This window comes from Halobacillus sp. Marseille-Q1614 (assembly GCF_902809865.1).
GTDB lineage: Bacteria > Bacillota > Bacilli > Bacillales > Halobacillaceae > Halobacillus_A.
Map to the genome: position 1 here is coordinate 488,857 of NZ_CADDWH010000001.1, position 14,556 is coordinate 503,412.

Below are 14,556 nucleotides of genomic sequence, written 5' to 3' on the forward strand. Positions count from 1 at the left end.
GAGGAAGCTCGATTAAGTTCGGAACGTCGTGTGCCAACATCGAACGACCTCAAGTCCTTTAGGGCCGGGCAAGCGAGTTTGTTTGAAAATGTTCAATATGAGGAACTGAAAGGAAATAAACAGTAGAGATTTATTTTTATGGAGGTGATATCGTTATGACGAATAACTATCATGGAATGAAAGATACAATGGACGGCAGGCATGTGCCGATGACCTCTCTAAGAAGCGGGAAAGGAGAAGAGCTGCTTCCTGACCTGTACAGCTTTACGAATCAGATTGTTAACCTTTGCTTAGTCGGGAATCATTCAGATGATTGGGTCCTTGTTGATACAGGGATGCCCGGCTCCGCAGACACGATATTAAAAGAGGTGGAGGAGCGATTCGGCAAAGGCAGTAAGCCGAAGGCAATTATTTTAACTCACGGCCACTTTGACCATGTAGGCGCAGTGGTGGACCTAGTTGAAAAATGGGACGTGCCTGTCTATGCCCATGAAGCTGAACTGCCTTATTTAACAGGGAAATTAGCCTACCCAGAACCTGATTCTTCTGTTGAAGGAGGATTAGTTGCTAAGATGTCCCGTTTCTTTCCTAACGAGCCTGTCGATCTTGGGAATCATGTACTTGCCTTGCCGGCAGATGGATCGATCCCGTTTATGCCTGAGTGGAAATGGCTGCACACACCAGGTCACAGCCCGGGACATGTCTCTCTTTTCAGAAGAAAAGACCGCTCACTGATTGTGGGTGATGCTTTTGTTACCGTGAGACAGGACGCTTTATATAAGGTATTGGTTCAAAAGCAGGAAGTTCATGGCCCGCCAAGATATTATACAACCAATTGGGATCAAGCTTTTGCATCTGTGAAAAAGCTTCAAGGATTAAATCCTGAAGTGGCTGTAACCGGTCATGGAACACCGATGACTGGCCAAGAGCTGGAGCTGGGATTAAGGGCCCTGGTTGAAAACTTTGAACAAGCCGCCGTCCCTGACCACGGACGATTCTTGAAACGGGAAAATGATCGATAAACCTTTATATTGGACATGCTTCACAAATTTGTCGCATAATTTGATAAATAAGACATCGCACATTTACGGTGTGGTGTCTTTTTTGCTAGTATAGAATCATCCAAAGAAAATTTTAACAGAAGGGTGAATGCGATGAATGTTAAGCCGCGTCACGTCGCGATCATAGTAGTACTCTCTTTACTTCTAGGGGCTGCTGGATCGTACATAGGTATGCAGTATTTTGGAGCATCAGGCCAGGGTTCCAATTCAGCTGCAGAAAGCGCAGAGAATTTTGGGAGTCTTTCTCAGGCAGAACAAAAAAAATTTATTGAAGGACTTTCGGGTGGATCCGAGACAGACATAGAAAAAGTGAAGCAAGCGTTCGGCATTATCCAGGAAAACTCCTTAATTGAAGCTGACAAGAACCAGCTGGTCGAAGGGGCGATTAAGGGGATGCTAGATACATTAGAAGATCCTTATAGTGTTTATATGGATAAAGAAACAATGGAGCAATTTGATCAGTCGATTGAATCTTCTTTCCAGGGGATCGGGGCTGAAGTCAGCATGGTGAATGAAAAGGTAACCGTTGTTGCTCCAATTAAAGGCTCGCCGGCAGAGGAAGCCGGATTAAAGCCGAACGATCAGATTCTCGAAGTGGATGGCGAAAGTGTAGAAGGACTGGATCTCTATGAGGCGGTCTTGAAAATACGCGGCGAAAAAGGCACAGAGGTGACCCTGACGGTTGAACGTCCTGGCGCAAGCGACCCCCTTCAAGTTAAAATGGTCCGTGATGAAATTCCGTTAGAAACGGTTTATGAAGATATTAAACAAGTAAATGGCAAGAAAGCAGGCGTCATAGAAATCACTTCATTTTCTGAAGAAACCTCTAAAGAATTTGAGCAAGCCCTTAAGAAGCTGGAAGGCGAAGGTATTGAGGGGCTGATTATCGATGTGCGAGGTAACCCGGGCGGCTTATTTACAGACGTTCAGGACATCTTAAAGCTGTTCATCCCTGAAGACAAACCATATGTTCAAGTAGAGGATCGTAACGGAGAAACTTCCCGTTATTTCTCTGATATTAAAGAACTTAAAGATTACCCGATTACGGTTCTTCAGGACGAAGGAAGTGCTTCCGCTTCAGAAATCCTTGCAGCTGCCATGAAGGAGGCAGGCAGTTATGACATTGTAGGTACTCAAAGCTTCGGTAAAGGAACAGTACAGCAAACTGTTCCAATGGGAGATGGAAGTACGATTAAGCTTACCTTGTTTAAATGGCTGACTCCTGATGGCAACTGGATTCATGAAAAAGGAGTAGAACCGACGGTAGAGGTGAAGCAGCCTGATTATTTCTATAGTAACCCTGTTGAAGTGGAAGAAACCTTAAAGTATGACGATAATAGTGACCAAGTGAAAAGCATTCAGGAAATGCTGAAAGGACTAGGCTATGATCCTGGCCGGACAGATGGTTACTTTAGTAAAGAAACAGAACAAGCTGTGAAAGAGTTCCAGCAGGACGAGAACCTGGAAGCGACCGGACAAGTAACGGGAGAGACGGCCGGAAAAATTCAGGAGCTGATCGTCAGCGAAGTACGCGATGAGGAAAATGACCGTCAGCTGGACGAAGCGTTAGAAGTATTATTTAAATAAGCAGGAAAATTTGATTGCATTCTCGAATAATATCCGTAGTCCTGGACTGCGGATTTTTTCGAGGAAGGAGGTCGGAGTAATGGACATTTGGCTGAGTGAAGAAGGGGCTGCGGTTCTGAGATTTTTTACATCGCCCCTGTTATATTGGGCGATTCTGCTTTTATTTATTGTATCTATCCGACGCATGAAGCAGGAACGCCGCAGTTTTGGTACGAGAGTTTACGATATTTTTACAGAAGGGCGAAGTACGTGGAAGATTTCTATCTTAGGAGGAGTGTTGCTCTCCTTGCTGTTCGTAGTAAGTGGAATGGTTTTAACACAAGAGTTCCTGTGGCTGTTAGCAGCTATAACTATTCTGCTGAGCCTGCCGTTTAATTTAAAAGGACTATCACCTGCCTATACGGTCGGTATCAGCATTTTGTTAGTATCGCTATTGACGTTTCTGCCTCAATCTAGCTTAGGCGGAGTTGAATTGTCTCCATTAACTGGTCTTTCATCGGCCAGTCTTGCCATCTTGCTAAGCCTGATGCTAGTCATTGAAGGCATTTTATTAGTGCAGACATCTTCTCGAAGAACCTTTCCTGAGAGGACGTTAGGAAAGCGGGGAATGACTGTGGGCCAGCACCGCGTGAAGAAGATGGCTGTTATTCCTGTGGTCACACTTTTTCCATCAGGGATGATCGAGCCTTTTGCCCAATGGTGGCCAGTCTTTGATGTGGCAGGCAGCAGCTTTGGCCTTATCGGATTTCCGTTTCTATTAGGATATGAATTTGTGGTAAAAGGGCAGTCGCCAAAGCTTGCTTCTATTAATATTGGGAGGCAGACCATCCTATTAGCTGTTATTAGTCTATTAGTAGCAACAAGCGGCTTCTTCCTGCCGGTTCTTTCTTTGGCTGCTGTCGGCATCAGTATTATCGGGCGTTTTGTTATTTACATGATGCAGAGGAGCAGAGACGAGGAGAAGGCTTACTTCACAGAAGATCATCGCGGACTTAGAGTGCTTGGTACGATTCCAAACAGTCCCGCTGATGAAATGAACCTATTGCCTGGAGAGCTGATTGTCCAGGTGAATGGTGCTTCTGTATCCACCGTACGGGAATTCTATGAAGCTCTGCAGCGAAATCGTGCACTGACTAAAATGGAAGTGAGAGACTTCCGGGGGGAAAACCGTTTCCTTCAGCGAGCCGCTTACGAAGGAGAGCATCACGAACTTGGAGTTATTTTTGTACAGGAAGTTCGTTACGATTCTTTAGCCCAATAAAAAAGTACTCCTTTTGGGGAAGAGTTAGAAAAAGAAAACTCTCGTGAATAATCCTCCCGACATACTGATCAGAGGGAAGAGAATACCGTGAGACTTCGGCTTAAAAAACGGACGATCCGAGTTTTTCTAAAAGCTTAAAAGCAGATATCCTATTGGAGGATTCCTGCTTTTTTCTTTTGTAAAATTTTTGTGAAAAATCTAAAGACTGAATGAAAATGATTCTCAAATTCATTGACAAGGAGTTTGTTACATTCTAAACTGAAAAGAGAATATTAAGTTCGATCTCTATATATTAATAAAAATAATACTGTACTTTTTGAATAGATGACCGGGATCGTTGTACAAAGGAGAGAATGAGAGATGGAGTCACTGCTGGCGAATAATCTGACACTAGGCTATGGAGATACAGTAATTATCGACTCACTGGACATAAAAATTCCAAAAGGAGAAGTAACTGTCCTCATTGGCGGGAATGGCTGCGGGAAATCGACACTTTTACGTTCGTTAGCCCGTCTTCTTAAACCTAAAGATGGAGAAGTAGTGTTGGATAGTGCAGATATTTCCAAGATGCGCACGAAAGATGTAGCTAAAAAGATGGCGATCTTGCCACAGAGCCCGACGACACCGGAAGGACTAACTGTCTTTCAACTGGTTAAGCAGGGACGCTATCCCTATCAGAGTTGGGCAAAGCGCTGGTCGAAAGAAGATGAGGAAGCAGTGAACCGAGCCTTGGAAGATACCAATCTGACCGAACTTAAAGATCGTTCAGTTGACTCTTTGTCCGGGGGACAGCGTCAGCGTGCATGGATCGCAATGACATTGGCGCAGGACACTGATCTCCTCCTGTTAGACGAACCGACAACATACTTAGATATGACTCACCAAATTGAAATTCTGGACTTACTTTTTGACTTAAATCAGGATAATGGCCGGACGGTGGTTATGGTCTTACATGATATCAACCTCGCCTGTCGATATGCCGATCACCTTATCGCTGTCAAGGATAAAAAGGTGTTTGCCCAAGGGAAGCCGGAAGAAGTGATCACTTGTGATTTAATGCAGCACGTTTTTGAAATGACTTGTGACGTTCGCAAGGATCCTCTTTTTGGTACACCGATGTGTATCCCGCACGGTAAAGGCCGCTGTTTGATTAAGCAGGCGCAGGCAGAAGCCCAGGTGAAAAGTCAGACAGTCAGCTAAATGATAAAAACAGCAGAGACTTCTCTGCTGTTTTTTTATTGGGGCAGCTTAGTTAAATTTTCTATTATATAGGAAGGTGCAATTCCGATTCGCGGCCACTCTGTTTTCGAGCGGTTCACCCATGCTGTATGGAACCCATAGCTTGCAGCTCCGGCAATATCCCATGGATTGCTGGAAAAGAAAAGAATCTCTTCCTTATCTGCGTTTACCTGCTTTTTCGCATATTCATAAGCTTCTGCCTGAGGCTTATAGACTTTCGGCTCATCAGCACTCATAATAGAAAAGCTGGACGTTAGATAATTATTTTCAAGCAGAGGCTCCAGCATAGAAAGGGTGCCATTGGAGAAGATCATTAATTCTTTGTCTTCATTCACTGCTTTCATTTTTAAAACTTCTTCATAAGGTGTTAACTTTTTATACTGCTCCATTAGTTCTTCTATAACAGAAGAAGAAGCACTCACCTCATTTTCGGCTAAAGCATCCTGCAGGGACCAAAGGGTGATTTGGTCAAAAGGGACATAATCATCCACCAACTGGCGAATCATAAAGTAATGCACTTGTTTCTGGCGCCAGTCCTGGCTGATTTGACCGGCTTTATCAGGATAATGATCTTCCAGCCGTTCTTTGACGGAATGGACATCAAACAGCGTCCCATAGGCATCAAAAAGATAAGCTTTATACTTCATTAAGGAAAACCTCCTTTTGAAAGTGGTGGTACCCTTGTTGAGCTGTTTATAAACAGCACTATAGAGCTAAGCGCTTCCAATGGGGAGTTCACAAAAAATTCACCACCGTTCGCGTGTTTTTTAGCTTATGAAACAAGAATTTCGTGATATGATTTGATAGTAAGACCAATTTATCTAATGAGTTCTATATATAGAAAGGGTAAGACGATGAAGAAATTCTCAATCCTAACAACGGTCGTCACGTTTATCGCACTCATTCTTGGAAACTTAGTAGTTGCTACTAATTCAGGTGATGCCTGCGGAACAACGTGGCCGGTTTGTAATGGTCAAATCATACCTGACATCACAAACTATCACGTCATCATAGAATATTCGCATCGGCTGATGGTGCCGTTACTTGCAATCCTTACATTTATTAATGCGGTGGGAGCGATAAGAAAGCATCGTAGAAGCCGGCCCGTGTTGATTTTAGCAATCGCAAGCCTTGGGATGCTTATTTTTCAGTCTGCCATTGGCGGCCTGAATGTACTACTTGGTACCCCGCCTGGATTTACAACATTAGATGTTACATTTAGCCAGGTACTGCTGCTGATTCTCGTGCTGCTCAGCTACAGCCTTCACGAAAAGAAAAAAGAACTGGACCAAGTTAGCTGGTCGACCGTAAGTATGAGCTACAGGGCATTCGTCCTCGGGTTTGCCGTATATGTGGCCCAGGTCATCCTTGGAGCATTCTTTAAGCATAGCCGGGCAAGCAACGTACTGCTTGAAATTCCTGCAGCGGAATACTTGATTCGCAGTGAATCACTTGCCAATGTTGTTTACTCTCTTCACTGGGTAGCTACTGTGGTTATTTTTGTGGCTGCTCTCTGGTATGTAATTTACGCGACAAGGTTTCAATACCACCGCTCTTTAGCATGGGCTTATTTAGTGACCATCCTGTTAAATGCAGCGGTTGGCTTTGTGATCGTAATTACAGGAAACGTCGTTCTAGCGTCTTCCATTCATATGATCATTTCTACGATTACGATGGTCATAGGCGGAATGATTCTTGGAGGTTACTGGTTTAAACTGCAAAAAAAATCAATTGCATAAAAAAGGAGGATGTCGCGAATAACTCGACATCCTCTTTTTTTGTTTTTGATTCCTAACAGGGGGGCGGATTATGAGTAAGGAATTGTGTCAGAAAAACAATTGTTAATATTTCGCTTATATGTGGTATGGCGTTAATATCGCGAGACTCCTGCTTAAAAAACGAGCGACCCGAGACCTCGCAGAGTGGATTTCGCGAGGAGGCTCGGGCGTTCGTCTGCGAAAAAGCGAGTGGTATTCGGTCCAAGAAATAAAAATCATGAGCCTTTTCTATTGAAATAGTTCTCGGATTTCCTGTTCGCTTAGGGATGTAAGCATTGATTCTCCTGGCTGGATAATCTGGTCTACTAAATCCCGTTTTCTCTGCTGGAGCTGGAAGATCCGTTCTTCAATCGTTCCTTCAGAGATCATTCGAATCACTTGAACAACCTTTTCCTGACCGATCCGGTGAGCGCGTCCTGCTGCTTGTTCCTCAATCGCCGGGTTCCACCATAAATCATATAGAATGACAGTGTCAGCACCTGTTAAGTTAAGCCCTGTCCCTCCAGCTTTTAGCGAAATAAGGAAGGCATCTTTTTCTCCTTCATTAAATCGTTCCACCATCTCAAGACGGCGGTCACTCTTCGTACTGCCGTCTAAATAAAAGAGGTCCAGCCCTTCGTTTGTCAGTTCCTGCTGAAGAATGCGAAGCATACTGGCGAATTGGGAGAAGATGAGAACACGGTGACCTCCTTCTTTCAATTCACTCGTCAGCTCTTTCAACTGCTCAAGCTTCCCTGATGTTCCTTCGTAGTTTTCAAGGAAGAGGCCAGGGTGGCAGCAGATTTGACGTAGACGGGTCAGTCCCGCTAATATCTCGAGTTTGCCCCGCTGCAGCCCTTTCGCTGCAATCGTCTCCTGCACATCTGACTGAATTTTTTCCAGGTAGCCTAAATAAACTTCTTTCTGCTGGCGCGACAATTCTGAGTATTGGACGGTTTCTATCTTATCCGGCAATTCTTCTAACACTTCTGTCTTCATTCTTCTTAAAATAAACGGACGTGTCATGCGGGCGATTTTTTCTGGCTTCATTTGCAGGAACTTTTTCTTGCTCGTATAAAAGCCGGGCATGATTGTCCGGAACAGCGACCATAACTCCTGCAGTGAATTTTCAATAGGAGTCCCGCTTAATGCAAAGCGATGGGACGCTTTTATTCCGCGTACAGCCTGCGATGTTTTTGTAGATTCATTTTTAATTGCCTGGGCTTCGTCTAAAATCATCGCATGAAACACCCGTCCTGAATAGAATTCGGCATCCTGGCGAAGAAGAGGATAGGATGTAATTAAGATATCTACATCACTCAACTCAATCAGTTCACTGCGGGCGGCTGGGTCGCCAGTAATCACCTGGACAGTTAGTGAAGGAGCGAATTTTTCAATCTCCTTTTTCCAGTTGTAAACGAGCGAAGCAGGCGTCACAATCAGTACGGGCTGCTTCAGCCGTTGTGCTTCCTTTTCATAAAGAATAAAAGCAATGCTCTGCAGTGTCTTTCCAAGTCCCATATCATCCGCGAGAACACCACCAAGCCCGTAAGTTGCCAGTGTTTTTAACCAGCGGAAGCCTGTCAGCTGATAGGACCGGAGTTCAGCTTGTAAGTTATCCGGCGGATGAATGTTAAATGTTTCCGGGGATTTCAGTCTTTCAACAAGCTGAGTAAAACGCTCGTTTCGCTCAGTGTCTTTTAAGTCGAGAGTATCGTTCACCTGCAGACTTCTTACTTTAGCCACTTGAAGCTCAGAGTCTTTAATATCACTTGAAGATAATTCGAGCTCATCGGCCAGTGAGCGAAAGCGTCTGAATGATTCTGACGTCAGGGAAAGCAAAGATCCATTTGATAAACGATAGTAACGTTTCTTCTCGATAGCGGCTCTTAAAGCGTTCGTTATGTCATCGTCTGAAATTCCTTCAATTTCAAATCGGATATCAAGCCAGCTGCCTTCTGATTCAATATTCACCGAAGGGATCAGCTCATGAGTCTGATCTTCAATTAAAGAGCGTACAGAAGAAGATGTGTACACATGGGCCAGCTCATTTAACAGGGGAAGATACTTCGTTAAAAACTCATCTAGCGCTTCATCATCTTCGATATAAACTGTCTCTCCGTCAAATTTGAATTCGGCTAGTTCAATGATATGAATTATCGATTGTTCAGTCTGCCGATCCCGCTGAATGATTTGCGATTGACCGGGTGGGTAATGAAAAGGTCTGATCACATGGTCTCCGTAATGGAACTGAACATCTACCGTTAGAGTCCAATGATTAAAGTCCAAATAGATTTTCGTTTTTAATTCTTCCTGGACAATCTTTTCCCTTGCTTTTTCATCCAGCTGTACATCGGCAATAGATTCGAGCTCAGGAAGAACATAGGAAACGATTCCTTCCATATCCGTGTGACCTACTGTGTGATTTCCATTGGAGTTATAAGGGAGCAGCACATGAAGGGAGCGGATTACCTCTTCTTTTTCCGGGTCCAGTGTATAGAAAATGCCTCTTTTATATAGGAAGTGGTATTCTTTCATATATTCAAGTTCCTTCAACTGGTTCAGGCGCAGGTGGTACATGCCTCTTTCTTCAGAAATATAGAAATCAAACTTCGGCATTTCTTCGATTAACTGAAGCTGGCCCACAGGCTCTCCTCGTTCATAAACCTCACAAAACTGCTGGGATAATTCTCGTAAAAGCTCAGGAGCCATGGAAGGAGAGATCGTCAGCTGACGCTGCTCCCCCGTATTCCAGTGGCGGTCGTAAAACAGCTCCTGTTCATAGCTTTTATATAGTTTCTGGATAATCGCCGCATCACGAGCGTCCAGCAGGTGATCAGCTGGGTCAAACGTGAATTTTTTTGATATCCGATAAGGCTTATGCTGATGGATATGAGTTAACAGCTCACGGATGTCTTTAATGACATATGGATAATCTTCTCCAAGCTTTAACTCAACACTTAAACTTTTGCTTCCTAATATATTTTGCACGTGCAGATAATATTGAATGGCGAGAGGTTTTTTCTGACTCTCGCTGTACCTGCTTTCCTGTCGGTCGCGAAAAGTTTCGAATAACCTTGTAGCAAACACGCGGTCTACTTGATGATTATTCGGCTCTACAGACGGCTCTGTTTTTGAAGTGAGCTGCGGAGCTGCTTCCACGATTGCCTGCTCGCGGATCGCGCAAAGAACGGCCGCAATATGCTTACACTTATAGTAGGTTTCATAAGCAGGGCACTCGCAGCGGGCTTCTAAATCTTCATCTTCAAAAAAGAAAACACGTACTTCATAATCATGAGTACCTGTTACGACAGCGCGCCATGAACGAATTGCACTATTATGCGTAAGTCCGTAAACTTTGCCTTGTCTAAAGTACTGCTCGCCTCGTTTATAAAAAGCAGATCCGGTGATTTTGATAATATCTTTAGGTTGTAATAGGTATGACTGCATAGCTTGCATCCTAACTAGATTATTTTCTATAAGTATAACAGGTTAAAAGGTAAAATATCGCCTTGGGCAAACCGTCAAATTAAATACTGTCAGCTTTCGGATATAAGGGCGCAAATCAGGAAATACTGGCGAGTTTTCAATTATACTTGCTGAAGCCGCATTTTTACAGGCGAATTGCCTTTAGGAGATATCCACCCCTTATTGATTTTAGCTAACGGGTATGCTAACTTTCAAGATAGAGATTTACAAATTTTTTGAAGCCGCTTTTTAAGTGAGCGGCTTTTGTTATGGAGTGAAGAGGCCGATGTAAAACGTATATCCTGCCGAATAAGCAGCCGATTTAAATTAAAAAGTGGAGGATATGACGATGACGATAAAAGATGAAATGAAAAAACGGCGGACGTTTGCTATTATTTCCCACCCCGATGCGGGTAAAACGACAATGACAGAAAAAATGCTGTTGTTTGGTAATTTAATACGATCGGCCGGAACGGTAAAAGGGAAGAAATCAGGAAAATTTGCTACATCAGACTGGATGGAAATCGAGAAACAGCGTGGAATTTCCGTTACGTCGAGTGTAATGAATTTCGCTTATGAAGGCTATCAGGTAAATATTTTGGATACACCGGGGCACGAAGATTTTAGTGAAGATACGTACCGGACATTAACAGCTGTAGATAGTGTGGTCATGATTATTGATGGGACGAAAGGGATCGAAGCCCAGACGCTGAAACTGTTTAAAGTATGTAAAATGCGCGGAATTCCGATATTTACTTTTATAAATAAAATGGACCGTGAAGGCCGTGAGCCGCTGGACCTGCTTGAAGAAATCGAGTCGACACTCGACATCGAAACATATCCGATGACGTGGCCTGCTGGCATGGGGAAACGCTTCCTTGGTGTCTTCGACCGTCACAATGATCAGTTCGTTCAGTTTACAGGAAATGAAAGAGAGAATTATATTCCTTATGAAGAACTGGACCAGCACCCTGAGCTTATAAAAAATGCAACGTATCAGGAAGCTAAAGATGAAATGGAACTAGTCGATGAAGCAGGAGACGGCTTTGACCTCGACAAAGTGATGAAAGGCGATCAAACTCCTGTATTTTTCGGAAGCGCCTTGGCTCCTTTTGGTGTAGAGACCTTTTTCAATACGTTTATAAAATATGCGCCTCAGCCAGCACCCAGGCGTTCTACAGAAGGAATTGTCTCACCGGAAGATGAGGAATTCTCAGGCTTTATTTTCAAAATTCAAGCCAATATGAATCCACAGCACCGTGACCGAATCGCCTTTGTGCGGATTTGTTCAGGAAAATTTGAACGCGGCATGAACGTCACGCTGTCTCGTACAGGTAAGACATTTAAGCTTTCCCAGTCACAGCAGTTTGTTGCTTCCTCAAGAGGTACCGTAGAAGAAGGATATGCGGGAGATATTATCGGGATTTATGATCCGAATGTTTACCGAATTGGAGATACGATCCTGACAGGCAAGCAGAAATATGAATATGATGAGCTGCCGCAGTTCCCTCCAGAGCTTTTCAAAAAAGTTACGGCGAAAAACGTAATGAAAGCGAAACAGTTTAAAAAAGGACTTGAACAGCTTGTCCAGGAAGGTGCCATTCAGCTATTTAAGCATTATCACTTCGAGGATTATATCATTGGTGCGGTCGGCGAGCTTCAGTATGAAGTCTTTGAGTATCGTATGAAAAACGAATATAATGTAGAAGTAGAGCTCGTACCAATGGGTGAGCGGATTCCACGCTGGATCCCTGCCGATCAGGTGGATGAGTCCATGTTTGATGAACGTAATATGCTTGTTCTTGACCGTGAAGAAAACCCTGTTGTTCTATTTAAGAACGATTTCTCACTTCGCTGGTTTAAGGATAAACATGAAGATATAGAGTTAATTGATCTTTTTGAAGTAAACCAGTATGACCAGTCATTTGAATAAAGATTTAGAAAAGCCTAAGGATCCCTTAGGCTTTTAGTTTTTAATACAAGGAAAATAATCATAAAAAGTTGAGCGTACCTCTCTCAGCGTAAGGGGGCATGGAGATCGTTCGCTTTTCCCGCCTCTTTGTCCATTTTAAGCAAAGGACTTCTTCTACAACTATTTAACAAAGCAAAAACAAAAGAGCGAATGTTTGTTCGTTAGAGGTTAGAATGGTAAACTTATGTGGTAAACTATCTTTGAATGAGTCAGGATCGGAGGATTGTGTCATGAACAATCAATTTGAACTAGTTTCAGAATATTCCCCTCAAGGTGACCAGCCCCAGGCAATTAAGGAGCTGGTTGAAGGCATAAATAATGGCAGGAAACATCAGACGCTGCTCGGAGCAACAGGGACGGGTAAGACGTTTACGATGTCTAATGTGATTCAGCAGGTGAATAAGCCGACACTGATCATTGCCCATAACAAAACATTAGCGGGACAGCTATATAGTGAATTCAAGGAATTTTTCCCAAATAATGCTGTGGAATATTTTGTAAGCTTCTATGATTATTATCAGCCGGAAGCGTACGTACCCCAAACCGATACCTTCATTGAAAAAGATTCGAATATAAATGATGAAATAGATAAACTGCGGCACTCGGCGACAACCTCGTTATTTGAGAGAAATGATGTCATTATTGTAGCCAGTGTTTCTTGTATATACGGCTTAGGTTCTCCGGAAGAATACAGAAGTCAGGTGGTTTCTATCCGGCCGGGAATGGAGAAAGATCGTGATGAATTGCTGCGTTCATTAGTGGATATTCAGTATGCCCGAAACGATATTGATTTCCAGCGCGGTACGTTCCGCGTGCGCGGAGATTCTGTTGAAATTATTCCTGCTTCCAAGGAAGAACATGCGATTCGGGTTGAGTTTTTTGGTGATGAAATCGACCGTATCCGTGAAGTGGATGTTTTAACAGGAGAAGTCGTAGGTGAACGTGAACACGTAGCGATATTTCCCGCTTCCCACTTCGTAACGCGGGAGAACAAGCTGAAAAAAGCGATTAAAAATATTGAAGCAGAAATGCATGAGCGAGTTAAAGAATTAAAAGATCAAAATAAACTTCTGGAAGCACAGCGGTTAGAACAACGTACACGATATGATCTTGAAATGATGGAAGAGATGGGCTTCTGTTCAGGCATTGAGAATTATTCCAGACACCTCACCTTCCGTGAAAGAGGAGCCACTCCATATACACTGCTCGATTTCTTCCCCGAAGATTCATTAATAATGGTTGATGAATCACACGTTACACTTCCGCAGATTCGTGGAATGTACAACGGAGACCAGGCGAGGAAACAAGTGCTTGTCGACCATGGATTCCGTCTGCCGTCAGCTCTTGATAACCGTCCGTTACGATTTGAAGAGTTTGAAAAACATATCGACTTTATTACGTATGTTACTGCAACTCCTGGGCCATATGAACTCGAGCATACGCCGAAGATGACAGAGCAGATTATCCGTCCGACAGGGCTGCTTGATCCTGAAATAGAAATTCGTCCAATACATGGACAGATTGACGACTTGATCGGAGAAATAAATATTAGGAAAGATCGAAACGAGAGGGTACTCGTAACGACTTTAACGAAGAAAATGTCCGAGGACTTAACCGACTATTTAAAAGAAATTGGTTTGAAAGTCGCTTATCTTCACTCGGAAATCGACACGTTTGAGAGGATCGAGATTATCAGAGATTTACGTTTAGGAAAATATGATGTCCTCGTAGGAATTAACCTCTTAAGGGAAGGGCTCGATATTCCTGAAGTTTCGCTCGTAACGATCTTAGATGCAGATAAAGAAGGCTTTTTACGTTCAGACCGATCCTTGATTCAAACGATTGGACGGGCGGCACGTAACGAGAACGGACGTGTCATAATGTATGCAGATAAAATTACGAAATCAATGCAGTACGCGATCGACGAAACTTACCGCCGCCGTGAAAAACAAATTGCGTATAACGAAAAACACGGCATTACACCGAAGACGATTAAGAAAGAAATTCGTGACCTGATTTCAGTATCAAGTGTTGCTGAAGATGAAGAAGGCTACTTAGCAGATAAGAAGCCGTCTAAGATGACGAAGAAAGAACGTTTGGAATTAGTGGACAATTTAGAAACTGAAATGAAGCAGGCGGCCAAAGATCTGGACTTTGAAAAAGCGGCTGAACTGCGCGATGTTATTTTGGAACTAAAAGCGGAAGGATGAG

Annotated in this window: 9 protein-coding genes; 7 read left to right on the top strand and 2 right to left on the bottom strand. The window is 43.4% G+C overall.

The window, feature by feature from the left end:
* Window positions 1–155: 155 nt before the first annotated feature.
* From HUS26_RS02345 to HUS26_RS02360, 4 genes are all read left to right on the top strand, one after another.
* Window positions 156–1,022: an MBL fold metallo-hydrolase gene (locus tag HUS26_RS02345; RefSeq protein ID WP_254434123.1), complete on the top strand. Its 867-nt coding sequence runs from the start codon at window positions 156–158 to the stop codon at window positions 1,020–1,022.
* Between the two features lie 132 nt (window positions 1,023–1,154).
* A complete protein-coding gene (locus HUS26_RS02350; protein WP_173915631.1) occupies window positions 1,155–2,648 on the top strand; it encodes a S41 family peptidase in 1,494 nt (497 codons plus the stop codon).
* Window positions 2,649–2,727: 79 nt separating this feature from the next.
* Window positions 2,728–3,909 carry a S1C family serine protease gene (locus HUS26_RS02355; RefSeq protein WP_173915632.1) on the top strand — a complete coding sequence of 394 codons (1,182 nt, stop codon included), beginning with the start codon at window positions 2,728–2,730 and terminating at the stop codon, window positions 3,907–3,909.
* A gap of 360 nt (window positions 3,910–4,269) precedes the next feature.
* A complete protein-coding gene (locus HUS26_RS02360; protein WP_173915633.1) occupies window positions 4,270–5,109 on the top strand; it encodes an ABC transporter ATP-binding protein in 840 nt (279 codons plus the stop codon).
* A 35-nt stretch (window positions 5,110–5,144) separates the two neighbouring features.
* On the opposite strand, the gene HUS26_RS02365 is transcribed toward HUS26_RS02360, so the two are convergent.
* The gene (locus HUS26_RS02365; protein ID WP_173915634.1) at window positions 5,145–5,795 is read right to left on the bottom strand and encodes a haloacid dehalogenase type II; all 651 of its coding nucleotides are present in this window, start codon (window positions 5,793–5,795) and stop codon (window positions 5,145–5,147) included.
* A 207-nt stretch (window positions 5,796–6,002) separates the two neighbouring features.
* Between HUS26_RS02365 and HUS26_RS02370 the strand changes: the two genes are divergently transcribed.
* Entirely contained in the window at window positions 6,003–6,887 is an 885-nt protein-coding gene (locus HUS26_RS02370; protein ID WP_173915635.1) for a heme A synthase, read from the top strand.
* Between the two features lie 267 nt (window positions 6,888–7,154).
* On the opposite strand, the gene HUS26_RS02375 is transcribed toward HUS26_RS02370, so the two are convergent.
* Window positions 7,155–10,355, bottom strand: a complete 3,201-nt coding sequence (locus HUS26_RS02375) for a DEAD/DEAH box helicase (RefSeq protein ID WP_173915636.1) — start codon at window positions 10,353–10,355, stop codon at window positions 7,155–7,157.
* A gap of 367 nt (window positions 10,356–10,722) precedes the next feature.
* Here HUS26_RS02375 and HUS26_RS02380 point away from each other — a divergent pair, with 367 nt between their 5' ends.
* On the top strand, window positions 10,723–12,306 hold the full coding sequence (locus HUS26_RS02380) for a peptide chain release factor 3 (protein WP_173915637.1): 1,584 nt from the start codon (window positions 10,723–10,725) through the stop codon (window positions 12,304–12,306).
* A gap of 269 nt (window positions 12,307–12,575) precedes the next feature.
* Window positions 12,576–14,555, top strand: coding sequence for an excinuclease ABC subunit UvrB (uvrB, locus tag HUS26_RS02385; RefSeq protein ID WP_173915638.1), 1,980 nt, complete (start codon window positions 12,576–12,578; stop codon window positions 14,553–14,555).
* The last annotated feature ends 1 nt before the right edge of the window (window position 14,556 follow it).